This is a genomic window from Mycobacterium sp. E342 (genome assembly GCF_001667665.1).
GTDB lineage: Bacteria > Actinomycetota > Actinomycetes > Mycobacteriales > Mycobacteriaceae > Mycobacterium.
Map to the genome: position 1 here is coordinate 1 of NZ_LZJM01000147.1, position 25,051 is coordinate 25,051.

The window sequence follows — 25,051 nt, forward strand, 5'->3', positions numbered from 1 at the left end:
AGCCCCGATGGACTTGAACTTGCGGGGCCACCGCGCACTCGTCACCGGAAGCAACTCGGGTGTCGCCGGGCGGACGCCAATGCAATCTCAGGACAGTTACCGTGGTGCACGCTGACACAGTCGTTGACGTTCCAGAAGGTGCGCCAGCTCGCCGAATTCGGGTATGCGTCGCGCCCGGCATGGCGCTCGACTTTACGCCGTACGATGGTATCGCAGTTATCGGGCTTCACAGTCGGCGATGAAGGGGTGGCACCGTGGCGGATTCAGTCGAAGTTTGCGAATCCACCGTTCACGATATCGCGCCGCTGCTGGTGTCAGACGACAATCGTGTCCGCACATTGACTTTGAATCGGCCCCAAGCGCTCAACGCATTCACCGAAGCGCTCTACGACACTATGACGGTGGCGCTACGAGCCGCCGCGGACGACGATGCCGTGGCAGTGGTACTGGTAACAGGCGCCGGTCGGGCGTTCAGCGCGGGAAATGACCTGGGTGAAATGCAGGCACGGTTCACCGACCCCGCCTTTCGCAGCGGCGTTCAAGGTTTCGAAGGCATGATCGATGCCCTGACCGAGTTCCCCAAGCCGCTGATCTGCGTGGTCAACGGCATAGGTGTCGGTGTCGGAACGACGATTCTGGGCTACGCCGACTTGGTCTTCATGTCGTCGACCGCGCGGCTGCAATGCCCCTTCACCAAGTTGGGCGTTGCGCCAGAGGCCGCGTCGTCGTATCTGATGCCTCGCCTGGTAGGCCGGCAGAACGCGGCTTGGCTACTGATGTCCTCCGAGTGGATCGGCGCCGACGAAGCGCGCCAGATGGGTTTGGTCTGGAAGGTATGCGCGCCAGACGACCTAAGCTAGGTGGCGAATCGGCACGCAACTATCCTTGCTAGCAAACCGATTCCGAGCCTGGTTGCCGCCAAAGCGGACCATCGCCGCACCCGACCGGCCGCATATGAAACAAGCCAGTGTCTACGAGAATGCCGAGTTCCGGGAACTGCTCGGTGGCCCAGCCAATGCTGCAGCACTTGCCGCGTTTGCGCAGCGACCGCACTGTGACTAGGCAAGGTGCCGCGTCAGCCTCGACGGCTCGCGTTGACGGCATTTGTGGTACGTCGCGAAGCCGGCTTGGCTGCGAGCTTGGCGCGGAGGCCTTCAATAATGACGTCGACACCCCAGTCGAAGAAGTCACTCCCCCGCAGGCTCGGCAAATAAGGAAGCAGTGAAGCCAGCGTGTCGTCAAGATCAGGGACTTGCTCCCCAAAATTCGCAACGTCAAACTGCCCCAACACCTGATATCTGCCGAATAGGTAGGTGTGGATCATTGCGTAAGACTGAAAGTTCTCGGCCCCCTTGAAACCGGCGCTGACCAGAATCTCCAAGATGCCATTCAGCACCCGTTGGTCGGTAACGCTCATTCTGTCGAGCAAGATCGACGCGATTCCTGGATAGCGGTGAACGTGGTAATCAATGCTCTTGATCACGGCGCGAAGGCGCTCATCCCACGGCCCGGAGTCCGCCGGAGGCAACTGGACTCTCGACAGCAGCTTGCGGGCGACCAGGTCGAGCAACTCGTTCTTGTCCGCAACGTACCAATACGGCGCCATCGCGGAACGGCCCAGTTCGCGCGACAGCCTACGCATTGACAGCGCTTCTAGCCCCTCGGCCTGAACGACCGAAAGCGCGGCATCGACGATCTGCTCTTCCGTCAACGTCGGCGGCTTCCCCAATCGAGAGGAGCCAGCTACCGACTTTGAGGATCTCTTGGCTGCGGGAATGCGAACTCCACCTCCTCTAACTGACGTCCGGTTGATGCTAACGGAGGGTGAAGCGCGATTCCGTCCGCCACACTGATCACCCGCGATACTGGACTGGCGCGAGGCAAATATTGCACTGCTCTGTCGCAGACGGTTGGCAAGGAGCCGATGTTTGACCGCGTTAACAGCACGGGGCCCAATCGGAAGATCGGGTGCGTCGGCTCGCCGTCCCCTATCGTGAAGCTGACGCGAATGTCTCCTTCCGAACGGCACGAATGGTTTGCGTTATCATCCCTCGCTCGGTTCCAGGCCGCCCTTACTTTGTGATGTGATCTGTACCGCGATCGGCGCGCGGCAACAGCAGGCTTTGCCTGTGCATAGGCAATATGGGCGACGCATTGTGCGGTGACGGTCATCACGTTACGGTGTAAGGTAAGAAACACTTCGACACCGAGCGGTGCATTGCGGAAGGAAGGGAACCAGATGACCGGGACCTCATACGAAGGCCGACTGTTCATTGATGGCGAGTTTCGAGAAGCCAAGTCCGGCAAGCGTTATGACGTCATCAACCCCGCTGACGAATCTATCGTTGGCTCAGCTGCTGATGCAGGCCCCGAGGACGTTTACGATGCGGTCACGGCCGCGCGCAGGGTTGCAGACGAAACAAGCTGGGGAACAGACCACAAGTTCCGCAGGCATTGCCTCGAGCAGTTCCAGGCAGCGTTGCGCAGCGATGTCGATGGTTTCCGGAAATTGGTCACCGCCGAGGCGGGCCTCGGAACTGCGCTCATCGGCAGCCACGTCGACGCGATGATCGACGGGATGGACTTCTGGAACGATCTCACAACGTCGTTCCCGTGGGAAGAAGACCTCGGAAGCTTTGAGTTCTTGGGCATGCCGAGCGACCGACGCGTCTGCTATGAGCCCCATGGGGTCGTTGGCGCGATCACGCCTTGGAATGCTCCGTTCATGACCGCGATCTGGAAGGTGACTCATGCCATGGCCACGGGCAACACCGTGGTACTCAAGAGCGCGCCGGACACCCCGCTCACCGCGGCGAAGATGGCACAGGTCATGGCTGAGGCTACCGATACCCCCGCGGGCGTCTTCAACGCGATCAGCTCAGAAGACAAGGCCATCGCCGGCGACGCGATGACCGGTGATCCTCGGGTCGACCTCTTTCATTTCACCGGATCTCCCGGCGTTGGCCAGCGCATTCAGGAGCGTGCGGCACTCGGCATCCGCAAAGTTGTCCTGGAGCTCGGCGGCAAGTCCGGAAACATCCTGCTCCCTGACGCGGACCTCGACATGGCATGCGGCCTGAGTGTGACCATGTGCATGGCCAACAGCGGCCAGGGGTGCGCACTGCCGACACGCATGATCGTGCACGCCGACATCTATGACGAGGTGTTGCAGCGCCTGGAGGCGACGATTGGCGTGCTTCCGTTCGGCGACCCCACCGAGCCGACCACCGTCGTCGGCCCGATCATCCGCGCCGAACAACTGGAACGTATTGAAGGGCTCGTGAACCGCGCCAGGGACGCCGGAGCGCGGGTGGTGTGCGGCGGCAAGCGAGCGGACTTTGGCGGCAAAGGCTTCTGGTACGAGCCGACTCTCCTCGCCGACGTCGACGAGAACGCCGAGATCGCTCAGAACGAGGTATTCGGACCGGTGCTGATCGTGATCCGCTACGACGGCAACGACGACGAGGCGGTACGCATCGCGAACAACACGCGTTACGGCTTGTCGGCATACGTGCAATCGCGTGACGAGGAGCGTGCCTGGCGCGTAGCTCATCGGCTACGGGCCGGAACGGTGAACATTAACAACTCCTTCTACCTGAGTCCCGATGCGCCGTTTAGTGGATGGGGCATCAGCGGCGTGGGCTCCGAGCATGGCGTCGCCGGGTTCCGCGAGTATCTGCGAATCAAAACCATTGCCAGTCCTACGAAGTGAGTGATTTCGACTACATCATCGTCGGTGCTGGGTCCGCAGGCCCGGTACTTGCCAACTCGTTTGCCGGAGAATCCCCGGTGAGCGGGTACCGCCGATCGAGGCTGACGACATGTCTACGCCGTCGCACCCACATGGCCTCCTACACGAAACCCGAGTCCGTGGAGTTTCTTGATGCTTTGCAGCGAGAAGCCGGTCAGACCGGCCACGAGGTCTTCGACGAGATGTTCGGCCGCGGCGGCGTCGACATCGGCACTTAAGGAGGGCCTGTGCGACAAGTCATTCATCCAGCATCCGGCGAATAATTCGACTAGAAGGACGGATTCGCCAAATCTCCGCTTCCGAGGCCGCCGGAGCCCCGCCCTCGCCGCGGCAAGACACCCAACCTGACCGAGGGGCTTTCCTTCGCCCGATCCGGCACCGGCCCAACCTTCAGATTCAGGTCAACACGGCCGTCGACCGGGTACTTCTCGAAGGCGACAAGGCCGTTGGGGTGCAGGCACGGACATCATCGGGCACAGTCACGTTTCGGGCCAATCGCGAGGTAATTCTGTCCCTGGGAAGCATCGCGACACCGAAGCTGCTCCAGCTGTCCGGAATAGGCCCGCGTTCGCACCTGCGCAGCCTGGGTATCGAAACTGTCGTCGACAGCCCCAACGTCGGACAGCGCATGCGTGAACACAGATGCGTGGCACTCCAATACCGACTCAAGCGCAACGTCGGCTACAACCGGCATCTCGCGACCCCGATGGCGCAGGCCGCCAGCGGTGTCCGCTACCTAGCCACCCACAAGGGTCCGATGGCCACCTCGGCCTACGACGTGCTCGGCTTTTTCAAGGCATCACCCGATCAACTGCGGCCGGACGCCCAACTGCTGATGGCGCCGTTCTCGGCCAAGCCGCTAACGCCGGGCGGGACGTCGGCGTCGAGCGTGAACCCGGAATCCAGGCCATCGGCTTCGTCCTGCGACCCGATAGCGAGGGCTTCGTCAACATCATCTCGTCCGACCCGAATGCCGAACTCGACATCGACCCCAATTTCTTTGCAACCGAACATGATCAGCGGGTCGCCGCGGAGTTGTTCCGGACCCTGCGGCGCATCTTCGAACAGTCGCCGATCGCCGACGAGGTCGTCAGCGAGACCAGACCAGGAACCCAGGTCGCCAGCGACGACGCGATCATCGACGCGGCCCTCGACCAAGGCTACTGCGGATACCACGCCATGGGCACCTGTGCGATGGGACCGAACGAATCCGATGTGGTGGACTCGCGCTTGCGGGTTCGTGGCGTACACAACCTGCGGGTGATGGACTGCTCGGTGATGCCGACGATGGTGTCGGGCAACCTCAACGCGCCGGCGATGGCGATGGCGTGGCGTGCGGCTGACCTAATCCTTGCCGACCGTTAGAATCGACAATCAGTAAGATTATTGTACTATTAAATCGGTCACGTTACGGTGTAAACGTGCGTTTCCCACACGCTAAGACGACGACGATCCCGGCAGAAATCGCATCAAGAAGCGAGAGACGGCAACGATGCCAACGACTGAACACGAAGGCCGACTCTTCATCGACGGCGAGTTCCGAGACGCCAAGTCCAGCAAGCGGTATGAGATACTTAACCCCGCCGACGACACGGTGGCCGCGCCCTAGCCGCAGACGCGGCTATGGTGGATGTCCACGACGCGGTCACCGCCGCGCGGCGGGCATTCGACGAGACGTCGCCGACTTCATGATCGACGGGATGGACTTCTGGAACGATCCGACGACGTCGTTCGAATGGGAGCGCGAGCTGGGACCCACCCGCGGGTGGGCCGAATCCGTCTTAGCGCTCGACTGGAACTATCTGCACCATAGAACAATTCGATAACCGGAGGAGATTGTCAATGGCCGACCAAGGCTTCGGCAGCAATGATGTCGGGATCGTCACTGGCGGCACTGGCGGGCTGGGCGAAGCAACCGTTCGCCGCCTGCACGCCGAAGGGCTCCGCGTGATCGTCGCCGACGTAGCCGACGACTGGGGCAAGTCGCTGGCCGACGAGCTTGGTCCGCGCGCGGTGTTCGTCCACACCGACGTCACCGATTCCGACAGCGTTGGTGGCGCGATCGAGCAGGCCAAGTCGTTGGGAACGTTGCGTTATTGTGTTGTCGCCCATGGCGGTTTCGGCGGCCGTCCCGAACGGACGGTCAACCGCAACGGCAGCCCAGCCAGCCTGGACAGCTTCAAGAGCATGATCGACATCTACCTGACAGGCACCTACAACGTGGTGCGCCTGGTCGCTGCAGCCATCGCCCGGGGCCGAGCCGGGTGCCGACGCCGAACGCGGAGCACTGGTGATGACCGCGTCGATCGCCGGCTACGAGGGTCAGATCGGTCAGGCTCCGTACTCCGCGGCCAAGGCGGCGATCATCGGCCTGACCCTTGCGATCGCGCGTGATCTCAGCTCGGTTGGTATCCGCATCAACAGTATCGCGCCAGGGACCATGCGCACCCCGATGATGGAATCGGTGGGCGACGAGGCGCTGGCCAAGTTCTCGGCGTCTGTTCCGTTCCCCAAGCGCCTCGGGGCGCCGGCGGAGTTCGCCGACGCGGCACTGTTCCTGTTGACCAACCATTACGTCAACGGAGAAGTTCTGCGACTCGACGGGGCCCAGCGGTTCCAACCCAAGTAGTGGCGAGGCCGAACAGACCTCATTTGCACACCGCCCGACTCCGTCGGCTGGCTTGGAGTAGCGCTCCGCTTACGAAATAGCGTCGGTGGCAACGGCTTCAATCGCGCGCCCAAGTACGGCTGTAGCATATGAGCGGTCCCGGGAAACCTGGCGATGAGCCTGCCGCTTCATAGCAGCGCGCTTCCGCAATGAATCACTATCGCGTCACTGCCGCCTTGTCGCGGACCGGACTCGTGACGAGTCGCTCTTCACATGCCGGCGCGTGTGGCGAGGCACCCGATGACCCACCCGCGCAGCGGCTCGGCGGCTCGGCCATCTGCTGACGCAGTTGCCGCGTTTGCGCAGCGACCGCGCTGTGACTAGGCGAGGTGCCGCGTCAGCCCTCGACGGCTCGCGGTGACGGCCTTCGTGATACGTCGCGAAGCCGGCTTGGCTGCGAGCTTGGCGCGGAGGCCTTCAATAATGACGTCGACACTCCAGTTGAAGAACTCCCCCGCAGGCTCGGCTATGGCAGGGCGAACACCACCACCTGCCGTTCGAGCATTGCCTGGGCGGCAAGTGTCGGTTGACGTCGACTAGGGCTCCCTGCCGAAGCTAGCTGGGCGTAAAGGTGACAGGCAGACGCTTAACGCAGCGAACCGACACGTTGTCGAAAGCCAATTCGTCAGAGGCCGATACTTCGAAATCCGTTATGCGGTTGAGTATTTCGTCGACCGTGATCCTCAGTTCCATTCGTGCGAGATGCGAGCCCAGGCAACGATGCGTCCCGCTGGCGAAGACCATGTGAGCGTTCCGGCCGCGTGCGAAGTTCACCGTCAGTGGATCGTCGTGGTAGGTGGGGTCGACGTTGGCCGCCGCCCACCACGCCTGGATGGCATCGCCGGCCTCGATCACCAGGCCGTCGCCTAGATCGATGTCCGCGGTCGCGAACCTCTGACCCGAAGGCACCGGTGACTCATAGCGCAGAAGCTCCTCCACGGCAGCGGGGATCAGCGAGCGGTCGTGGGCCAACCGGTCTCGCTCCCCCGGATGCTGTCCCAGCCACGCGAAGATGCAAGACATCGACGCCGTGACGGTGTCCAGGCCGGCGAACATCAGCAGGAAGACGATGTTCAGCAGGTCGGTTCCTCGATCGGTTTGCCGTCGACCTCCGACCGCAACAGCACCGCGATGACGTCATCCTTCCGATCGGTCTCATTACGGCGCTTGGCGAGGAACTTGAGGAAGTACTCGATCAGCTTGCCGCCTGCCACAGCGACATTGGCTTCAATCTCTTCGACGGTATCGCCCTCGGGATGGATCACACCCTGTTTGAACTCCAGAAGAAGTCGAGGTGCTCGACGGGTGCCCCGACCAGTCGCAGAAAGGTCAGCGACGGAAGGGGCACACAGTATTCATCGTGCAATTCGGCTTCGCCGCGGGAGGCGAACTTGTCAATCAGTTCGCCCGAGAGCTGCCGGATCTGTTTCTCTAGAGGGGCCATCTGCTTGGGCCCGAAAATCGGGTCGAGCAACCGCCGCCACTTCTTGTGGTCCTCGCCGTCGATCTCGAGCGGGATCAACTTTTTGTCTTCGCCGAAGCTGCCACCCTGGCCGCCATTGCCGAGGATCGAGGGGTGACGGTTGATCTTGATGATGTCATCGTGCCGGTACAAGTTCCAAACCCCGTTGGACCGTTCCGCGCGCACTCTGCCAGCCTTCTCGCCGTACAACGCTTGCGGACTCGACATCGCCTTGACGTGCTGTGTCAAGGGGGACAGTCGCTGATCGAACTTCGTGGCTTGGTCCATCGGCCCCTCTCCTTCAGGCTGGCCGAGCGCGAGCTGCCAGTCTGACCTTACACCGTGACGTGATGCGCAGCCGTAGTAAATAGCGGAATCTGGCCCGTGCCGCGGTGCGCCGGGTAATCGTGCCGTCGTGAAAATCGGTACCGTCCCAACAGAAATGCGAAACCGAGGTCGATCGTGCCCTTCATGCCGCACGAGCCGACGATGAACCCAACCCGCCTCGACCCTGGGCTGACTATTCGAGAAGCTCGTCGGCGAAGATGAAGGACCGCAGAAACCGGGCAAGCGCGACGGGTTGGTCACTCTGCACCGAATGTCCCGCTGCGGGAATGGTGGTAATGACGGCTTCGGGTCGTCGGCGCCGGAACTCATCACGATCGGCATCGGCTACGAACACAGAATTTCCGCCAACGACTAGCGCGATAGGCGGAATCGCCGCCGACACATCCCGCCATAGGGCGGAAAAGTCTGGTGATCCAGTACCTTCGGGATCGAGGTCGTCGTAGCGCCAGGTCCACTTGCCGTCAACTAGGGCCTTGGCATTGTGCAGAACACCGCGGCGGATGCTTGACACGCTCCGATGCGGTGCGCTGGCCGCGGTGGCGGCGATCATGTCCTCAGCGGTGTCGTAGACTCGCGGCCCGGATATCAGCGCAGTGGTTCCGCGCTGCTCGCGGGTCATCGATGTTTGCCGCTCGAATACCGACGGGGTCACGTCGATCACGACAGCACGCCGAACCAGTTCCGGGTGCGCCGCGGCCAGTCTGATGGTCGTCAGTCCGCCGAGCGACATACCCACCACGCCAGCGGAATTGGGGGCATGGATCCGTATTGCGTGCGCCGCGGCTTCGGCGTTACGCACCGGCCAATAATCGTGGTCGGCGCGCCAATCGGAATGGCCGTGACCGGGCAGATCGATCGCCAACGCGGATATCCCCAGCGCGACGACAACCGTGTCCCAGGTATGCGCATTCTGCCCGCCGCCGTGCAGGAACACGATCTGCGGATCGTCACCCCACTTGATGGCACTAAGCGACGTCTTGTCCGCCAGGGTGCAGCTCACGCGCATGCAATTTGGCAGAGGCCCGGACACGCCCGCTTCGGCCGCATTCTCGGCTAGCAGTGCGAACTCGTCGTACTGGCCCTGCGTCATCGCGTCTCCTTCTGTCGTGTCATCCGTCCGGACGCGCAGATCTCCAGCAGCTCGCGCAGCAACATGCCGGTGGTGCCCCACGCGTGCGTGCCGTCAACCTCGAAGTAATCCATCACGAACTGCGGACTGCCCCGCCAGGGCCTTCGCGACCATGCTCCCTCGGCAATAAGCTCTGACACCGGCTTGACCAACACATACTGGACCTCCCGGCAGCGATGCGCCGGATCGGGCAGTCGACTCAACGTCCCGACGTAGGGCCAGATGTTCATCCCGTCGATGGTGGGATGGTTGCTAAGCGCTGCCACGATCATCACCGTGTCGGGTGCGATGCCGGTCTCCTCTGCCGCTTCGCGAAGCGCCGCGGCCCGACGCCCTTCCCCGGGATCCACACTGCCGCCGGGAAACGCGATATCTCCACGGTGCGTTCCGATGTCGTCGGCGCGCTTGATCAAGATCACCCGCAGCCCCGCATCGGCTTCTTCGTGCACAGCAATCAGGACTGATGCGTCCCGAGAAAGATCCACCAGTGGTTGATAGATCGTCCTGGGCGGATGGATGCGAAGTCCCGCCCGCAGGTCGGCCAACCAGAATCGCCGGTCAGTCGGGCATTCACGCAGCCACTCCTCGAGCAGCTTGGTTCCTGGACCGAGATTGCCGAACCCTATCAATGCGATCCACCTCCGTGCAGCTGTCTAAGCCCCTGGACAAGCCAGCGGCTTAGACCGCCAACAACCTTGCGATCAAGCAAATTATCTACCAGAATACCGTGTATCCCAGTTCGCACCGACCGCCAGGTATGAGCCTTGCCCGATTTCTGCGCATCCGCAACGTCGACGACGACGAAGAGGAGAACGGTGGCCAGACAACTCGTGAGCCCTACCGCGTCCGATAGCGCGGAATCTCGAACCGAGAGCGCGGACCGGTACTTCTACGAGCCCGAGATCGAGACCGCAAGCCGAGGCGAGATCAGCGACTGGCAGGACCGTCGCGTACTCGAGCTGATCCCCTACCTGTGGGAGCGGTCCGGCTTTTATCGTGACCTGTGGTCCACGGCGGGCGTCACTCCGGACGACATCACCTCGCTCGATGACTTCTATGCCAAAATTCCGATGTTCCGCAAGGCCGATCTCAAGGCTACCGGGAGCGCACAGGCGATCCCTTCGCAGACGTCCTTTGCGTGGACCCCACTGAGCTGACATCGATTGGCTCGACCTCGGGCACCACCTCGCTGCCTGAATTTTCTTCCCGAAATCTGGGATGCGACTTGGCCCATGCCCATCTCCTCGGCGAAGGCGCTGTGGGAGATGGGATTGCGACCCGGAGACCGCGCATTGGTTGCCGCTGGGTCCTTCCGCGGGTACTGGGACCAGTACTACCACTTGCTGGGAATCACGCCGGTCTATATCGACGGTTGGATCGGCGAGGGCGAGCGCATTCTCAACGCCATCAAGCGCCACCAAGTCCACTACTTCCAGATGATCATGTCCACGTTGATGGAGTTCGAGGCGCTCGAGGCCAAGTACGACATACGAGACATGCTCTCGTCGTTGAAAGGTGCCGCGTTCGCCGGCCAGCCGATGAGCGCGACGTTGGCACGCAAAGTGCACGAGGAGTGGGGCGTCAAGCTGTTCATCTGGACGAGTGCGGGCGACACCGGAGCCGCTTGGCAAGATATCGAATGCGACGGTTACTTCCTGCAGGAGGACACTATCCTGTCCGAGGTCGTCGACCCGGTGACCGGCGGGCCGGTCTGCGACGGTGAAGCCGGTGAGCTCGTTGCGACCGACCTGGACAACAACGCGGCGCCCTACGTCCGATTCCGCTCCGAAGATCTGGTGAGAGTCACGCGCCGGCCCGCGGACAGCGGCCGCACCCACACCCGAATCTGGGTGCTCGGCCGGGCCGGCGACGAGATTCGAATCGGTGGGAAGTCGTTCGTGGTCAATGACATCTGGGGTCTCGTGGAATCCCTGCCCGAGTGCGGCGACGCGCTGTTCCAGATCATCAAGTACGCGCCCGAAATGGACGAGTTGCGGATCAGGATCGGCTACACACCGGAGAAGACCGCCGATCTCGCTGAGCTGCAGTCCCGCGCGACCGTCATTCTGGAGGAAGAACTGGGCGTGAAGTCCGTCGTCGAACTCATGACGGTTGACGCCATCCTGAAGACATCGTCGAGTGTCGCGAAGTTCCCGCGCACGGTGAAGGCATGAGAGGTCAGCGATGAGCAGAGCGACAATGGCCACGGCGTCCGCGGCGCCACCTCGATCCGACCTGTACGGCATCGGGTCGTGCAAGGTAGGCACTGAGATCCACGACTTCGAAACCGGCTGGCGCCCTGGCCATCGGGGTGCCCCGGGTTGGCGCGGTGGTTAATTCTGCCGAGTGGAACGTCGAGACCGTCGACGGAAGCAGTTCGTGGTGTCGACCGCAGCCGAACGTCGGGCACGATTTGTCGAGGTGGAGATCGACGTTCCGTGGGCGCGCGGGTAAACGGGTCGACTTGGGCACGGTGGTCGAGTTCGACCTTTGATCAGCGGCGGGAGCCCAAACGCCAGGCCGGTGATCCGACCGGTGCTGGACCCCCACCGCCGGATCGCCCAATCAGTTACGTGGGATCTGCTCGAGGAAAGCCATCATCTCCGGTGCGTACCAGATGTGTTCTATGTAGTGGCCCAATGTGTTTCGGTGGTCGGTGTAGAAGTAGCGAACCAAACCGCCTGCAGACGAGCCCGCCATGGCGATCGGAATGCCAAGCCGTCGCGCATCGCCCTCAGCAGACTCCAGTTCGTCGGCATCACCGAACAATTGGGCGACATGGTGAAACCGGACTCCGGAGCCGTCATCGGGTAGCGCTGCTCGGTAGATGGCATCGTCTCCGCTCAGCGGTTCGATGAGTTCCAGTTGCATCGGGCCTACGTATGCAAGCGCGATGTTGTTGTGACAGCTGCGTCCCGGTGCGGTTTCCACTTCCATCCCGGGCATGGGCATCCAGTTCGCGACACCGTAGTCAGCGCCGAAACGGCACATGGCTTCATCTAAATCCGTTGTCACATAGGCTATTTGCAAGAATCTCCGAAAGGGTGCGAACGTTGGGAACGTCGCTGCTGGTGACGATTCGGTCATTGCCCTTTACCTCATATCTCGGTCGATGAGTAATCTTCACCAGCGGCGGCGCAGTTGCGCTCCGGTTCGACGAAGCCGCAATGCTTCTGCACGCGCTGCGTGGGTGACTTTGGGGGTGTCTGCCGGTAGGTGGGTCGAGAGTTCCGAGAGCGCGACCTTTTTGACCGTCGGTACCGGGTGGGAACTGCACCGGTACCACCGGCCGATCATCATGCCCCGCAAACGACCGCCGGTGTCCAGCCAGTTCGGGACGCCTGGGTCCTGCGGGCAGAGCACCGCGCGGAACTTGCCGTCGGAGCTGAGCTGTGCCTGAAATCCGTTGATGCTGCTGTGCCGGTGCAGGATATCGACCTGGTTCCACAAAGCGTCGATCACCTGGACATTCCAGTAGGTGTGCTCGTCGGGCAGGTCCGTCTCGAGTACCAGCGCCTCACCGGGCTCCAGGTCGTAGAGGCATTCCCAATACGCCTGCGGCCAGTCTTCGCCGTTGCCAAGTCCGTCGAATGACTGCAGATGGACGTGTTCTGCGTCCTGGCGTGCGCGTAACGCGCTCATATAGCCCAGGCATACCCGGGACAACCCACGCACATACTGGCCGAACAACGCACGCAGTCGATTATCGACTTCGACGGCGCTCATCGGCGGTCGCAGGTAGTCGATGTCGAGGCGTTCAATGGCCAGTCGACCATCCACCTCATTGACCCAGTCGTACGAGAATTGCCGCACGATCACCAATTGCGTCGACGGGTTGAGGTACCGCCAGTCGCCCCCGTAACCCTCCGGACGCTCGGCGCTCAGGATCACCTCGAAGTTTCCATCGGCATCGAGGGCCAAGGCATCGGCGTCGTAGTTGTCATAGCCCGGTCCGGGTGGCTCGGACATACCGAAGAGGTTCGCCCCGGTGGCGAAGCCCATCACAGGTACCGTTCCGCGGCGGCCGGTGATGCGGTAAACGCCAGCGCCGTCAATCGCCGAATAGTGGTATACAGCGTCAGGATTGGGCTGGGCTAAGAACGCCGAGTTCTCGAACGGCACAAAATCCGGGTAGTTCGGATCGGCGACGAAGTATAAGAAGTACCCCTGGGACAGGCTCATGGCGAACTGGCGATATAGCGCCGCCCGCAGCTGCTCGTCGCCACTGTCCCACAGCTGTGATTCCACCTCCACCGCGTCCTTGGCGAGGTCGAGATACTCGTCCCAGTCGGCTAGGCCCACGGATTCACCATGACCTTGCACTGGTCACTGCCGCTGCGCAGCTCCTCGAAGCGGGTGGGCAGCTCGTCGTAGTTCCAGGTGTCACTGATCATCGACCGTGGTTCGACGTGTCCCGCATCGAACGAGTCGGCGACAACCTGGAATTCGCCCACGGAGTAAATGTTCGATCCCTGGATGCGCACCTGCTTGAACATGGCCTGCGCCGGGAAGATGGTATCGGGCACCATGCAGTTGCCCAGCACGATGACAGTGCCTCGGGGGCGCACGATATTGATCGCCATGGCCAATACTCCTGGCACGCCTGCGCATTCGAAGATCACGTCGGGCGGGCCGCCGAGACCTTCGGTGACAGCCGCGTCGAGGTTCTCGTCGGTCAGCGCGAACGTGTCGGCGCCCATCTCGATGGCGTACGGTTCGCCTCGCCTGGACCGGGCGGCGACCACGATTTTGCCGGCGCCCAGGCGCTTGGCCCAGTATGTCGAAGCGATCCCGATCGGACCCGCGCCGATCACTAGCACCTTGGCTCCCGGGCTCAGCTGCGCCAGTGTCGCGCCGTGCAAGCCCACGGCCATTGGCTCCACCAGCGCACCGTCCTCCAGCGACATCGAGGCGGGCAGCCTAATGGCGGCAGTGGCCTTGGCAATCGCGTACTGACCGTAGCCGCCCGCCGATCCAATAAATCCGGCGCTACACACCGCCGGGTCACCGGCCTTGCAGCTCGCGCAGTTGCCGCAGCCTGTCACTGGCAGGGCCGCGACGATATCGCCTTCGTTGAAGCCGTCGGTGTCGGCTCCTTTGGCGACAACTTCGCCGGCGAACTCGTGACCGAGAACCATGCCCTCGGGAAACGTCTCACCCTCACCCGACGTCATGTGCAGGTCCGTTCCGCAGATTCCGCACCGGCCGATCTCGAGGACCAGTCGGCCGGCCTCGGGTACCGGATCCGGCATCGTTTCGATGGTCAGCGGTTTACCAACGCCATTGAAGACGGGAGCCTTCATCGTTTCTCCTTACAGCGCGTAGGTGGTGATGTAGTCGGCGAACCGCTCACGCAGCGCGGCAGCGGACAGTCCGTAACGTGCGGGATCTGCGTCGGCGCCCCGGCGACGTTCCTCCGGCTGCTCGTAGAGCCACGTGCGCATAGTGGTCTCGACATCTGCAGGCAAACTCAGGCCGAGCTTGGAATAGACGCTGTCGATGGTGGCGATTGGATCAGCCCGGAAGTCAGCGTGCCGCACGTCGTGGAAGTTGCCTGGGTGACGCCGCCGAGCCCGCTCGGTGCGATCGACCGCCGACCGCCACTTGTCGACCTCGGGGGGGCCGATCTCCTCGGGGCGGACGTTCTCGCCGAGGTACATCGACTGCGGCATCTCCAGCACTCGGCACACCGAGGGCATCGCTTTGGCCGGATCGCGGTGGGTCTGGACCACGAGCGCATCTGGGAAGAGCGCCAACAGGTCGTCGATGCCCCAGATGTGGCCGGGGTTCTTAAGCAGCCAGCGGCGGTCCTGATCGTCGAGGCCGATCAGTCGCAAGACGTCTGCGTAGCGCTGGTAGGACGTGGTCTCGCTTTCTTCGCGCCACCAGTGCAGGTAGGCAGGAACCGCAAGCTGCGAGGGAAAGGTGTTGCTGACAAAGTCCTGCTGCAACACCTCGAGGCACTCATCGACGCTGTCGGCGGTCATCTCGTGAGCGTCGGCAAAGCCGGGCATGGCCGCCAAAAATTCCTCCAGCCCGGCAACGCAAGCGTTGAATTCGGCTTTCTGCGACCAGTTTTGGCGCGGTGGTCGAGGCATTGGAGTAATGGCCAACCAGCGTTCGACGCCTTGGAATTGCGGGTCGAGTGCCAGCAGCTTGTGCAGCGCGGTGGTGCCGGTGCGTGGAATCCCAGTGATCACCAGCGGACGTTCGATCCGCACGTCTCGGTACCCGGGGTTGCGGCGCCAACCTTCCTGGGTGTAGAGGCGACGGACCAGGACCCCGGTGAGCATTCCGAACAGAGCTTCTCGGCGGGGGCCTGCCACACGTCCGTCCTGATCGAGCGCGGTCAGCAGCTGATGCAAGCCTTCGTGGTAGGTCGGAGGGCCGAAATCATCGAGCCCAGTGGCCGCCGCTGCCGCTTGATGCAGCGGTTCGAAGGCTTCGGTGAACTTCTCGGGAACGGCCATGCCTCACTCCGTATGGTCGGCGGACGGCTGAATTCGTCGCAGAGAGACTGTGGCGCAGGACCAGGTGCACCCTGGTTTGTGATGAGCACCACTCACTAAAGAGGACAATAAGGTACCTTTTTTCAGTCGTCAAGCGTGCGGCCGGTCACTCGGACTGTGTCCGGCCACCCTGGTAGAACAGCTAAGTGAGGTTGACAGCGGCGAGGCTGGCCAGGGCGATCGAAGACGGCATCGTCGCGCGCGGCTGGCCCGTCGGTGAAGTGATCGGCTCCGAGGAACAGCTGCTGGCGCACTATGGCGTCGGGCGCAATGTGTTGCGTGAAGCGATGCGGATCTTGGAGACCCACGGGGTGGCGCGGCGCCGCCAAGGTCCGGGTGGCGGCTTGGTCGTCGTGGCGCCAGACGCGGAGGGGGTCGTCGAATCGGCACGAATGTTTTTGAACTATCGGCACACCCGGCTCAGTCACCTGTACGACACGTGGATCGCACTGGAGTCACTCGCCTTGACGACGGTGGCGCAGATGGACCGGCGGCCGCTCGACGGACTACGGGACGTCATCACACGCACCCGACAGTGGGATGAACAGACTGGAGCGCTGACCGCAGGACGTCCAAACGTACACGTCGAAATCGCCCGGATGACGGGCAACCCGATGCTTGAGCTCTGTCTGGCAACACTTTTCGCGATCGCAACCGATGCGGGCGCGCGGCGCATGCCCGCGCCCGCGGCCGCCCGAATGCGGGCGGTGGACGTCGCTCTGGTCAATGCACTGGACCGCGGAGACGCCGAAGAAGCCCAGCAGCATCTGCGGCGGCTGGTCGAGATGCTGGCGCAGTACAACCAAGGGGACGACCCCAGAGTCGGCGCGCGCGCGTAAGGCGGCACTGCTACGTGATGCAGGGGAAGCCGGATTGAGGAAGCGGTCAGCTGCCCCGCGGCCGACTGCCCGCATGAACACGGCTCCGCAGTTGGGGTAAGCGGCTGTCAATGGATGCAGGTCTTAAAATCGCTAAATCAACTAGACGTTGAGCGGTGGATACGCCGCAGTTACCGGTCCGGCCGATTTGGCAGAAGAGCCTGAACATCCACTACCTGGGCGCGGGATCGTCACTAATCGCGCGCCTGATGTGGTCGGAGCCCCCGCGGATAGCTAACGGGATTAGTGAGTTTCGCATTCGGTTTGATCGGCAGCCGTTGGCTCCGCACGTCCAGTACATAAATCTCTAAATGATTGACTAGTTTCCGAAGCCTCGGTTAACGTGAGGAACATCCCATCCCGCACGCATGGTAGGAATCACGATGCATGTCAAGGTTGAGAAGGGTGCCGCCTGGCTGGGACTGGCCATGCTTGGAGCATTCTTCGTAATTTTCTGGGGCATCGCCGGGCTGATACCGCCAATGGACCCCGGCGCGAGCGCCGAACAAATCGCCAAGGTCTACTCCGAGCACCACCTTCGCCTCAGCATCGGCCTGACAATGATGATCCTCCTGGCGTTTCTCTTCGCGCCCTTCTTTGCGCTGCTGTCAAGGCAGGTTCGACGCATCGAGGGCTACTGGGGCGTCATGTCGCTCACTCAGATCTTGCTCAGCGCGACGTTCCCTTTCGGGTTCGCGCTTTGTTCGATCTTTGCCGTCGCCGCCGCATACCGCCCCGGACGCCATCCCGACGTTACCCAGGCGCTCAATGACATCTTCTGGTTCATGTTCGTCGGACTCGTTGGTCCGCTCATCACCCAGGTGGTGATTCTTGCCTTCGCCGTGTTCATCGACAAACGCGACGTGCCAAGCTTTCCGCGTTGGTTCGGATACTTCAACATCTGGTATGCGGTGCTCGGGATACCTAGCTGCGCCATCTTTCTGTTCAAGAACGGACCGCTGGCTTGGAACGGGATATTCGCGTTCTGGATCCCGTTGACGGTGTTCTCTATCTGGATGGTCGTCTTGACGGTGATGCTCGTCAAAGCAGTGGATGTCGAAGCCGCCGAACGCACGGCGCGCACCGCAGAGCGGGCCCGGGAACCCGCCGCGTGAGCCAGACGGCAATTGGCCCCGGCGCCACGGCGGGCGGGGTCGCGCCGCTTGCGGCCCGAAAGCGTGATCGTCGCATCCCGGGTGAAGAAGGCACTTGGGTCTTCCTGTTCGGCGACATGCTCGTGTTCGGAGTATCTTTCGCGAGCTTTATGTACGAACGCAGCCGAGCGCCGGAAACGTTCGACCAATCACGCCAGACCCTGAGCACCACCATCGGCCTGATCAACACGCTTGTCCTGTTGACGAGCTCACTGTTCGTCGTGACGGCGATCCGGGCGATCCGCTCATCGGAGAGATTCACCGCCAGGTTGCTGTTGGTCGGGGCGACTATGTGCGGACTGGCGTTCGTCGGGCTCAAAGCGGTCGAATACACCATGAAGGTCAGCGAGGGGCACACACCGGGCCAAAACGACTTTTACCTTTACTACTTCATCCTGACCGGATTGCACCTGTTCCACGTTTTGATCGGCATCACCGTTCTGCTGCTCTTGCTGGCGCAAGCGGGCCGGACCGATTTCGGCACAAAGAGAATGGCCATGGTTGAAGGCGGCGCGTGCTTCTGGCATCTCGTCGACCTGCTGTGGATAGTGCTGTTCCCGCTTCTCTACCTGGTGAGCTGACGATGCCGCTTTCACTCCTGCGCGCCCGTTCCACGCCAGTGTGGCTGGCCCTCATCCTCGTTACGATTCTGTCGTGGATGCTCGGTGCCAAACACGAGACCGGCTCGGCCATTGCAATTTTGGTTCTCGGCCTCGCCATAGTCAAGGTTCGGTTCATCGGACTCGACTTTATGGAGCTGCGGGAAGCGCCGCTCATCCTGCGTGTGATGTTCGAGGGCTATTGCGTCGTCCTGTGGCTGGTCTTGTCCGGCATGTACCTGTGGTTGTGATCAGCGTGACAGGATCGACACCGCCGACGCGCCCGGTGCGCCGTAGAGGTGGGTGTAGCCCACCCGCGGATCGTTGGGCACCTGACGCTGGCCGGCCCGGCCCTGGAGTTGAAGCACGATCTCGTAGACCTGGCGAAGGCCCGATGCGCCGATGGGCTCGCCGTTGGCGATCAGCCCCCCATCCGTGTTGACGGGCAGGCGACCGCCGATCTCGGTGTCACCCTCGGAGATCCACTTCTCCTGCTCACCGTCGGCGCAAAAGCCGTTCTCGGCCATGTGAATCAGCTCCGATCCGGCGTCGGTGTCCTGCAGCTGCGCAACGTCGACGTCCTCGGGGCCGATTCCGGCCCGCTCGTATGCTGCGCGCGACGCATCCACCGTGGGGCTCGGGACTGAGTCGAGCGGCAGTGACGGGCTCTGCAATTCGAAGGCACCCTCGCGACGGGTACGGAGTTCCGCGGCACGCACGTACACCGGGGTAGGGGTGAACTCGTGTGCGATATCGGCACGGCACAGGACCAGCGCCGCGGCACCTTCGTCGGGGTTGCAATACATGTACTGCGTCAGTGGGTAATTCACCACCGGGGAATTCAGGATCTCCTCCACGGAGATCGCCTTGCGCCGCCATGCCTGGGGATTGATCGCCCCGTTGGAGAGGTTCTTAGCCGCGATACGCGCAAGCGACTCAACGGAGATCCCATGGTCGTGCATGTACTTGTTGATCTTGGTACCGAAGAAGTGCGTGGTGAGGAACAGGCCCGTCTGGCCATACCAGCTGGGCAGTCCCACCACCGACGGATCGGCGGCGAACGCTCCGCGCGGATGCTTGTCGAAGCCGATCGCCATCGCGACATCGGCCTCGCCGTGCCGGATCGCCTGCTCCGCCATCTGCAGCGACGTCCCGCCGGTCGCGCACCCGTTGAACACTCCACGCACGGGAATGCCCGTCAGGCCAAGCCAACTCACGATGGCATCGGGGTTGGACACCTCGTAGCTTCCTGCGTACGCCGCCCGGACACGAGTCCAGTCGGTGCCCGCATCTTCGAGGGCCAGCTTAGCCGCTTCCGCGCCCATCTCCAATGCGAGCTTGTCGCCGTAGCGGCCGAACGGATGTAAGCCCACACCGACGATTGCCACGTCCGTCACGGTCATTCCCCTTCCACGGGAGCGAATGCGTAAGTCAGTACTTCGGTCCCGTCGGGCCGCGTGGTGTATGGGACGACTACCAGTTCCATCGGCTGGCCGATGGACAGTTTCGCCGGGTCGGACTCGGTGAACCGAGCCTGGATGAGCAGCTGTCCGGGCAGTTCGACGTACCCGAGTGCATAAGGCTGAAATGTCTCCGCCGTGTCGTTGCCGTCGTACGGGGGAGCCGGAGGCCGGAACTGCTGGGTGGTGAACCCCCATAACGTGCCACGGCGCTTGAGCAGAACCTGCGCCTCCCCGGGCTTGGCCGGGAATGTCAAACGGCCGTCGTGTTCAGAGGCGATCAGCTGCGGCTCATCCGATGGCCATGTGAACAGGCCCTCCGCGACCGGCTGTTGATTCGCACCCAACGTTGCTCCCATCATTACCGCTTCACCGCGCCCGAAGCGCAACGAAGCGCCAAGTTTATTATCTAAATAATTTAGCTACGGATGTCGGCAGACGTCAACCCGGCGTCAACCGCCCGGCGGTCCCGTCATGCCAGGACCAAACTCCATGCGGCAAGCCGATCCCACAGCATCTTCCGCGTGGACGCGAAGTTGTGCATGTGGGCCATCCGGGGGGTGACGAAGATCGTGACATCAGAAGAGTTGCCGTAGGCGGCGGGCTCTTGGTGCGGCGCCGGGAGGACATCGCGTTCGCCGGCGCCTACGAACACAGGGCACTCGATTACCGCTGCATCCTCGGCGACGTAGCCCGGCGACAGCATCGCGATAGCACAACTGGGTAGCGTGGCACTCCCGAACGGCGGCGCCTCGGTCCGCAATGGATAGCCATGGCGGGTGTCGGCCTCCAAGATGTCGGCGGGAATGTCCGACCAGAAGAACGGATAGAGGAAGTCCGGGATGCGCGCAGCCGTGTCGGCCACGGACTGCGTGTGAGGATCGGCATCGCGTCGGCTGTCGCCGACCCGTTCAGCGACCTCGGCGGATACCGACTGCTCCGGGAAGGGTAGGACGGTGTGTACCGCGCTGAAGCCGAGCACAGCTATGGCGTCGTAAGCGCGGTGGCGAGCGGCCATGATGATCGTGATTGCGCCACCCATCGACTGGCCGACTCCGATGCGCCGCGCGATGCGAAACGGCGGATATCCCGCGACGGCGTGCCCGGATTCGAGTAGCTCCGCAATCCGCTTCACCGCGGCGTGGTTCGCCGCGGCAATGTCCTCGGCACGCAGATCGCCACACACCGCTGGGGTGCTCTGCCCCACCCCGAGGTGGTCGATCGCGACCAGGACCAGCCCACGCGACGCGTGGTGCTCGGCCTGGGAGTAGCCGCGATGTCCCGGAAAGTGCATGTCGTAGTAGCCGCGGCTGTATCCGCCGCCCGGCAGTGCGAACAGGACTGCGGCGCCATCGGCGACCGAATCCGCCGGCGGTAGGTACACGGTGGCCGCCACCGTCAGCCGACGGTCGATCTCGCAACTGCCGGACACATCCACGGCGAGATCATGCCGGATCGCGTTCGTGGTTGCGGTCTTTGGCATATTCGCACTCCCTGGTCTCCGGGTTACGTGTTGGCTCTGCGAAGTCTCGCATGGCCGGGCCGGGAGCGTTATTGATCTAAACAATCTATCTGACAAAACGACCTGCAACGGCTGTGCTTGACATCACGTTACAGCGTAAGATTTAGTTGCCGAAGGCGTAACCCTGAGCGCGGCGAACCTTGACGCGCGCGACCATCCGTTCCGCCGCGTGGAACGCGATCTCCGCGTAGATCCGAATAGAAAGGACTGCTCAGATGCCCGATGACTACGAGGGCCGACTCTTCATCGACGGAGAGTTCAGGGAAGCCCGCTCGGGAGAGCGCTATGACGTCTTTAACCCGGCCGACGAGTCCGTCGTCGGTACGGCTGCCGACGCGTCGGCAGACGACGTGGACGACGCGATCACCGCGGCGCGCCGAGCCGCCGACGAAACCGACTGGGGGACCAACCACGAGTTCCGGCGGCGCTGCCTCGAGCAGCTGCAACTCGGCCTGCGCAAGGAGAGTCAGGAACTCCGCGACGTCGTGACCGCCGAGGCCGGCGTGGTGAGCTCGGTGATCTACACGCACGTCGACTTCTGGATCGACGGCATGGATTACTTCAACGACCTCTGCACGTCCTTTCCGTGGGAAGAGGATCTACCGCCTTATGAGGTGATGGGCATGCCCAGCGCCCACCGGGTGCGGTACGAGCCGTACGGAGTCGTCGGCGCCATCACGCCGTGGAACGCACCGTTCATGACCGGCATCTGGAAGATGCACCACGCATTGGCCACGGGTAACACGGTCGTCCTGAAGAGCGCGCCCGACACGCCACTCACCGCAGCGCTGCTCGCCAAGGTCGCGGCAGAGACCACCGACATCCCGGCCGGCGTGATCAACACGCTCAGCGGCGCGGACAAGAGCCTCGTCGGGGATGCGATGACGGCCGATCAGCGTATCGACCTGTACCACTTCACCGGCTCGGCCGCGGTCGGCCAGCGCATCGCTGAGCGGGCCGCCAACGGTATCCGCCACACCGTCCTGGAACTCGGGGGCAAGTCCGCGAACATCGTCCTGCCCGACGCCAACCTCGACATGGCCTGCGGTATGGGCGTGGCGATGTGCATGTCCAGCAGTGGTCAGGGCTGTGCCCTCGGGACCAGGCTGGTGGTGCACGCCGACATCTACGACGAAGTGCTCGAGCGCCTCACCGCCCAGGTCGGCAACCTTCCCTGGGGCGACCCCAAGGACCCCGCCATTGTGGTGGGTCCGATCATCCGCTTGGAGCAGTTGGAGCGCATGGAGGGTCTGGTGAACCGCGCCGTCGAGGCCGGTGCCCGCGTGCTGTGCGGCGGAAAGCGCGGCGACCGCAACGGCAAGGGCTTCTGGTACGAGCCGACAGTGCTGGCCGACGTCGACGAGAACTCCGAGATCGCGCAGACCGAGGTCTTCGGCCCGGTTCTCAGCGTCATCCGCTACGAGGGCGACGACGATGAAGCTGTGCGGATCGCCAACAATTCACGGTACGGCCTATCGGGATACGTGCAATCCGGCGACGAGGAGCGCGCATGGACGGTAGCCCGCAAGCTCAAGGCCGGAACGGTGAACATCAACAACTCCTTCTACCTCGCTCCGGATGCACCCTTCAGTGGCTATGGCATCAGCGGCGACGGCGTCGAGCACGGTATCGCGGGATTCCGCGAGTACCTTCGCATCAAGACCATCGCCAGCCCGGTTCACTGAACTCATCTACTGAGGATTAGCAATGCGACTGCAAGACAAGGTAATTGCGATCACCGGCTCGGGTTCGGGACTGGGTCGCGAAGCCGCGCTGCTGTTCTCGGCCGAGGGCGCGCAGATCGTCACCAGCGACGTGGTAACCGGCAGGGCACAGCGGGTGGCGCAGGAGGTCATCGACGCCGGGGGCCAGGCAGTGTGGATCGACGCCGACGTGCGGGTCGAGGCGGACATGGAGCGTCTCGTCGCGACGACGGTCGAACGGTTCGGTCGGGTGGACGTGATGTGGGGCAATGCCGGGATCCCGGAGCCGGGGTTCGGCATGACGCCGTTGGCCGAGTCCGAACTCGTCGACTGGAACAACATCTTCGCAGTGAATGTGACCGGCATTTATCTCGCCTGGAAGCACGCGGCGAAGTGGATGATCGCCAACGGCCGAACCGGCACGCTTCTGGCGACCACCTCGGCCGCGGCGTTCACCGCGTACCCGGGATTCCCCATGTACGCGGCGTCAAAAGCGGCGGCGAATGGGCTGGTACGCGCTGCCGCGTTTGAGTTCGGGAAGTTCGGTATACGGGCTATCGGGTTCGCTCCGACGCACGGCATGTCCGTGAACTTCGCGTTGCCCCCGCATGCCGAGGTGCTCGGAAAGTCCTACGAGGAGATGTCGCCCTGGGATCCGGACAAGCGTGCGATGCCGCTTCGACTCAACCGCCCGCCAACGCTGCGGGACAACGCGAACGTGGCGCTCTTCCTCGCATCGGACGAGTCGGAGTACATGTCGGGACAGACCTTGCACTCGGCCGACGGCGGCCAATTCGCCCGCACGTCGATCATCTTCCCGACCGATACCGGGGCATCCGGCGACATCACGGCGGGCGCGATCCCCGACGACGTTCGCGAGCGGATCGACCGCTGAAAGCCTGACGATGGTGGCCCGCCGATCGTGATGTCGGCGGGCCATTTCGTCGTCAGCCGGTGTGCAGCATGAGGCCCTGAGCGTTGAAGAAGAACCCGCCCGCGGTGATCAGTGCACGCTTGGCGCCGTTGACCTGCCGCTCCCCCGCCCGACCCTGAAGCTGATGGACGGCTTCACGGATGTGACCGGACCCCTGCGTGGCGCCCTCTGAAAGCGAACCGCCGTGCGGGTTGACCGGAATCCGCCCATTGATGAGAACCCGGCCCTCGTCCGGCATCCAGTGCCGGCGCAGGAACGGCCCCGCCTCGCCTGGCCCGCACCACCCCGCGTTTTCGATCCAGTTCAGCGCGATCGGCGAGAAACCGTCGTACGGGAAGTAGACATCGATGTCGTCGATCCAGAAGTCGCCCTTGGCCTTTAGGGTTTCGATGACCACGGGTTGACCGTTCGCCCGCAGGCTCGCGGTCTGGTCCTCCTCGTTCGGCGAAACCTGCCCCAGCACAGCTGCATTGATGAGGACCGGCGGCAGCGGTAAGTCACGGGCGCGCTCGGTGGTGGTCACGATGAATGCGTCGGCGCCATCGACGGCGACGTCCATGTCGTACAGGCACAATGGGTCGCGGATCATTCGGGCATTGAGGTAGTCGTCCATCGACATCGGTTCACGCATCGCGGCGGCCGGGTTACGCATGGCATTAGCTCGGGCGTTGAGCGCAACGATGCCGAAATCTTGCCGCTTCGTGTGAAATTCGTAGATGTAGCGCGATGCCCACGCCGTGTAGCCGGCAGCCGCGGCGACCGTATCGGGCCCCGGGTGGGGATCCGAGAGTCCGGGCGTAGCGATACGTCGAAACGGATCCTTCAGCGCTCCGCCGGTGTTCCACGCGGCACGATAGGCCGCGTGATACACCAGCACCGTGTCACACAAACCGGCGTGGACGGCGGCCGCCGCCGTCGCAACGTGATCCACCAT

25 protein-coding genes and 3 pseudogenes are annotated in these 25,051 nt (G+C 62.9%); 14 read left to right on the top strand and 14 right to left on the bottom strand.

Annotation, left to right across the window (positions count from 1 at the left end; all coding sequences use genetic code 11):
• The first annotated feature begins 305 nt into the window (after positions 1 to 305).
• A pseudogene (locus tag A5692_RS09390) lies at positions 306 to 1,062 on the top strand (enoyl-CoA hydratase/isomerase family protein).
• Positions 1,063 to 1,075: 13 nt separating this feature from the next.
• On the opposite strand, the gene A5692_RS09395 reads toward A5692_RS09390, so the two are convergent.
• Entirely contained in the window at positions 1,076 to 1,711 is a 636-nt protein-coding gene (locus A5692_RS09395) for a TetR/AcrR family transcriptional regulator C-terminal domain-containing protein (RefSeq protein WP_231984251.1), read from the bottom strand.
• A 528-nt stretch (positions 1,712 to 2,239) separates the two neighbouring features.
• On the opposite strand from A5692_RS09395, the gene A5692_RS09400 reads away from it, so the two are divergent.
• From A5692_RS09400 to A5692_RS09410, 5 genes and pseudogenes are all read left to right on the top strand, one after another.
• Positions 2,240 to 3,712, top strand: a complete 1,473-nt coding sequence (locus A5692_RS09400; protein ID WP_067921642.1) for an aldehyde dehydrogenase family protein — start codon at positions 2,240 to 2,242, stop codon at positions 3,710 to 3,712.
• Positions 3,709 to 3,969, top strand: coding sequence for a hypothetical protein (locus tag A5692_RS28985; protein WP_156764361.1), 261 nt, complete (start codon positions 3,709 to 3,711; stop codon positions 3,967 to 3,969). The genes A5692_RS09400 and A5692_RS28985 overlap by 4 nt, the downstream gene beginning before the upstream one ends.
• 152 nt (positions 3,970 to 4,121) lie before the next feature.
• Positions 4,122 to 4,334: pseudogene (locus tag A5692_RS29770) on the top strand (GMC family oxidoreductase N-terminal domain-containing protein); the annotation flags it as partial.
• 59 nt (positions 4,335 to 4,393) lie between these two features.
• Complete coding sequence (locus tag A5692_RS29775; RefSeq protein WP_231984253.1) at positions 4,394 to 5,116, top strand: GMC oxidoreductase; 723 nt, start codon at positions 4,394 to 4,396, stop codon at positions 5,114 to 5,116.
• 477 nt (positions 5,117 to 5,593) lie between these two features.
• Positions 5,594 to 6,380, top strand: a pseudogene (locus A5692_RS09410) (SDR family oxidoreductase).
• Positions 6,381 to 6,974: 594 nt separating this feature from the next.
• Here A5692_RS09410 and A5692_RS29780 read toward each other — a convergent pair.
• From A5692_RS29780 to A5692_RS09425, 5 genes are all read right to left on the bottom strand, one after another.
• A complete protein-coding gene (locus A5692_RS29780) occupies positions 6,975 to 7,475 on the bottom strand; it encodes a cytochrome P450 (RefSeq protein WP_231984254.1) in 501 nt (166 codons plus the stop codon).
• A 17-nt stretch (positions 7,476 to 7,492) separates the two neighbouring features.
• Positions 7,493 to 7,684, bottom strand: coding sequence for a cytochrome P450 (locus tag A5692_RS29785; RefSeq protein ID WP_231984255.1), 192 nt, complete (start codon positions 7,682 to 7,684; stop codon positions 7,493 to 7,495).
• Positions 7,681 to 8,169, bottom strand: a complete 489-nt coding sequence (locus A5692_RS29790) for a cytochrome P450 (protein WP_231984256.1) — start codon at positions 8,167 to 8,169, stop codon at positions 7,681 to 7,683. Before A5692_RS29790 ends, A5692_RS29785 begins: the two co-directional genes overlap by 4 nt.
• 232 nt (positions 8,170 to 8,401) lie before the next feature.
• The gene (locus tag A5692_RS09420; protein WP_067921645.1) at positions 8,402 to 9,319 is read right to left on the bottom strand and encodes an alpha/beta fold hydrolase; all 918 of its coding nucleotides are present in this window, start codon (positions 9,317 to 9,319) and stop codon (positions 8,402 to 8,404) included.
• Positions 9,316 to 9,987 carry a CoA pyrophosphatase gene (locus A5692_RS09425; RefSeq protein WP_197509174.1) on the bottom strand — a complete coding sequence of 224 codons (672 nt, stop codon included), beginning with the start codon at positions 9,985 to 9,987 and terminating at the stop codon, positions 9,316 to 9,318. Before A5692_RS09425 ends, A5692_RS09420 begins: the two co-directional genes overlap by 4 nt.
• A gap of 186 nt (positions 9,988 to 10,173) precedes the next feature.
• Between A5692_RS09425 and A5692_RS29795 the strand changes: the two genes are divergently transcribed.
• Together A5692_RS29795 and A5692_RS09430 are read left to right on the top strand one after the other, a co-directional pair.
• On the top strand, positions 10,174 to 10,515 hold the full coding sequence (locus A5692_RS29795; RefSeq protein ID WP_231984257.1) for a hypothetical protein: 342 nt from the start codon (positions 10,174 to 10,176) through the stop codon (positions 10,513 to 10,515).
• A gap of 75 nt (positions 10,516 to 10,590) precedes the next feature.
• Positions 10,591 to 11,532 carry a phenylacetate--CoA ligase family protein gene (locus A5692_RS09430; protein WP_231984258.1) on the top strand — a complete coding sequence of 314 codons (942 nt, stop codon included), beginning with the start codon at positions 10,591 to 10,593 and terminating at the stop codon, positions 11,530 to 11,532.
• Between the two features lie 391 nt (positions 11,533 to 11,923).
• Here A5692_RS09430 and A5692_RS09435 read toward each other — a convergent pair whose 3' ends face one another.
• Genes A5692_RS09435 through A5692_RS09450 form a run of 4 tightly spaced genes read right to left on the bottom strand, consistent with a single transcriptional unit; the run spans position 11,924 to position 15,828 of the window.
• Positions 11,924 to 12,445, bottom strand: coding sequence for a VOC family protein (locus tag A5692_RS09435; RefSeq protein ID WP_068055009.1), 522 nt, complete (start codon positions 12,443 to 12,445; stop codon positions 11,924 to 11,926).
• Positions 12,446 to 12,481: 36 nt separating this feature from the next.
• The gene (locus A5692_RS09440) at positions 12,482 to 13,660 is read right to left on the bottom strand and encodes a DUF1214 domain-containing protein (protein ID WP_068055012.1); all 1,179 of its coding nucleotides are present in this window, start codon (positions 13,658 to 13,660) and stop codon (positions 12,482 to 12,484) included.
• Positions 13,651 to 14,661, bottom strand: coding sequence for an alcohol dehydrogenase catalytic domain-containing protein (locus tag A5692_RS09445; protein WP_067921654.1), 1,011 nt, complete (start codon positions 14,659 to 14,661; stop codon positions 13,651 to 13,653). The genes A5692_RS09440 and A5692_RS09445 overlap by 10 nt, the downstream gene beginning before the upstream one ends.
• Before the next feature lie 9 nt (positions 14,662 to 14,670).
• Positions 14,671 to 15,828, bottom strand: coding sequence for a sulfotransferase (locus tag A5692_RS09450; protein ID WP_067921656.1), 1,158 nt, complete (start codon positions 15,826 to 15,828; stop codon positions 14,671 to 14,673).
• Between the two features lie 185 nt (positions 15,829 to 16,013).
• On the opposite strand from A5692_RS09450, the gene A5692_RS09455 reads away from it, so the two are divergent.
• The 4 genes from A5692_RS09455 to A5692_RS09475 all read left to right on the top strand — a co-directional run bounded on the left by A5692_RS09455 (position 16,014) and on the right by A5692_RS09475 (position 18,749).
• Positions 16,014 to 16,706 carry a FadR/GntR family transcriptional regulator gene (locus tag A5692_RS09455; RefSeq protein ID WP_082962515.1) on the top strand — a complete coding sequence of 231 codons (693 nt, stop codon included), beginning with the start codon at positions 16,014 to 16,016 and terminating at the stop codon, positions 16,704 to 16,706.
• 422 nt (positions 16,707 to 17,128) lie between these two features.
• Positions 17,129 to 17,860 carry a hypothetical protein gene (locus tag A5692_RS09465; protein ID WP_156764362.1) on the top strand — a complete coding sequence of 244 codons (732 nt, stop codon included), beginning with the start codon at positions 17,129 to 17,131 and terminating at the stop codon, positions 17,858 to 17,860.
• 116 nt (positions 17,861 to 17,976) lie between these two features.
• Entirely contained in the window at positions 17,977 to 18,480 is a 504-nt protein-coding gene (locus tag A5692_RS09470) for a cytochrome c oxidase subunit 3 (RefSeq protein WP_082962517.1), read from the top strand.
• Between the two features lie 2 nt (positions 18,481 to 18,482).
• Positions 18,483 to 18,749, top strand: coding sequence for a cytochrome C oxidase subunit IV family protein (locus A5692_RS09475; protein ID WP_174814303.1), 267 nt, complete (start codon positions 18,483 to 18,485; stop codon positions 18,747 to 18,749).
• Here the strand turns inward: A5692_RS09475 and A5692_RS09480 are convergent, their stop codons facing one another.
• The 3 genes from A5692_RS09480 to A5692_RS09490 form a co-directional block, all read right to left on the bottom strand.
• Positions 18,750 to 19,901: a thiolase family protein gene (locus tag A5692_RS09480; protein ID WP_067921670.1), complete on the bottom strand. Its 1,152-nt coding sequence runs from the start codon at positions 19,899 to 19,901 to the stop codon at positions 18,750 to 18,752.
• Positions 19,898 to 20,305: a Zn-ribbon domain-containing OB-fold protein gene (locus A5692_RS09485; RefSeq protein ID WP_231984260.1), complete on the bottom strand. Its 408-nt coding sequence runs from the start codon at positions 20,303 to 20,305 to the stop codon at positions 19,898 to 19,900. Before A5692_RS09485 ends, A5692_RS09480 begins: the two co-directional genes overlap by 4 nt.
• Positions 20,306 to 20,430: 125 nt before the next feature.
• Positions 20,431 to 21,441, bottom strand: a complete 1,011-nt coding sequence (locus A5692_RS09490) for an alpha/beta hydrolase (RefSeq protein ID WP_067921673.1) — start codon at positions 21,439 to 21,441, stop codon at positions 20,431 to 20,433.
• A 254-nt stretch (positions 21,442 to 21,695) separates the two neighbouring features.
• Here A5692_RS09490 and A5692_RS09495 point away from each other — a divergent pair, with 254 nt between their 5' ends.
• The gene (locus A5692_RS09495; protein WP_067921678.1) at positions 21,696 to 23,165 is read left to right on the top strand and encodes an aldehyde dehydrogenase family protein; all 1,470 of its coding nucleotides are present in this window, start codon (positions 21,696 to 21,698) and stop codon (positions 23,163 to 23,165) included.
• Between the two features lie 22 nt (positions 23,166 to 23,187).
• Positions 23,188 to 24,078, top strand: a complete 891-nt coding sequence (locus A5692_RS09500) for an SDR family NAD(P)-dependent oxidoreductase (protein WP_067921681.1) — start codon at positions 23,188 to 23,190, stop codon at positions 24,076 to 24,078.
• Positions 24,079 to 24,130: 52 nt separating this feature from the next.
• Here the strand turns inward: A5692_RS09500 and A5692_RS29430 are convergent.
• The coding region (locus A5692_RS29430; protein WP_067921686.1) for a thiolase family protein at positions 24,131 to 25,051 on the bottom strand (921 nt) is incomplete at its 5' end.

Coding starts and splice junctions, on each gene's coding strand:
- A5692_RS09400 (WP_067921642.1), top strand. CDS start 2,240: ATGACCGGGACCTCATACGAAGGCCGACTGTTCATTGATGGCGAGTTT.
- A5692_RS29775 (WP_231984253.1), top strand. CDS start 4,394: ATGCGTGGCACTCCAATACCGACTCAAGCGCAACGTCGGCTACAACCG.
- A5692_RS29780 (WP_231984254.1), bottom strand. CDS start 7,475: ATGTTCGCCGGCCTGGACACCGTCACGGCGTCGATGTCTTGCATCTTC.
- A5692_RS29790 (WP_231984256.1), bottom strand. CDS start 8,169: ATGGACCAAGCCACGAAGTTCGATCAGCGACTGTCCCCCTTGACACAG.
- A5692_RS09420 (WP_067921645.1), bottom strand. CDS start 9,319: ATGACGCAGGGCCAGTACGACGAGTTCGCACTGCTAGCCGAGAATGCG.
- A5692_RS09430 (WP_231984258.1), top strand. CDS start 10,591: ATGCCCATCTCCTCGGCGAAGGCGCTGTGGGAGATGGGATTGCGACCC.
- A5692_RS09435 (WP_068055009.1), bottom strand. CDS start 12,445: ATGACCGAATCGTCACCAGCAGCGACGTTCCCAACGTTCGCACCCTTT.
- A5692_RS09445 (WP_067921654.1), bottom strand. CDS start 14,661: ATGAAGGCTCCCGTCTTCAATGGCGTTGGTAAACCGCTGACCATCGAA.
- A5692_RS09450 (WP_067921656.1), bottom strand. CDS start 15,828: ATGGCCGTTCCCGAGAAGTTCACCGAAGCCTTCGAACCGCTGCATCAA.
- A5692_RS09465 (WP_156764362.1), top strand. CDS start 17,129: ATGCATGTCAAGGTTGAGAAGGGTGCCGCCTGGCTGGGACTGGCCATG.
- A5692_RS09470 (WP_082962517.1), top strand. CDS start 17,977: ATGCTCGTGTTCGGAGTATCTTTCGCGAGCTTTATGTACGAACGCAGC.
- A5692_RS09475 (WP_174814303.1), top strand. CDS start 18,483: ATGCCGCTTTCACTCCTGCGCGCCCGTTCCACGCCAGTGTGGCTGGCC.
- A5692_RS09480 (WP_067921670.1), bottom strand. CDS start 19,901: ATGACCGTGACGGACGTGGCAATCGTCGGTGTGGGCTTACATCCGTTC.
- A5692_RS09490 (WP_067921673.1), bottom strand. CDS start 21,441: ATGCCAAAGACCGCAACCACGAACGCGATCCGGCATGATCTCGCCGTG.
- A5692_RS09495 (WP_067921678.1), top strand. CDS start 21,696: ATGCCCGATGACTACGAGGGCCGACTCTTCATCGACGGAGAGTTCAGG.
- A5692_RS09500 (WP_067921681.1), top strand. CDS start 23,188: ATGCGACTGCAAGACAAGGTAATTGCGATCACCGGCTCGGGTTCGGGA.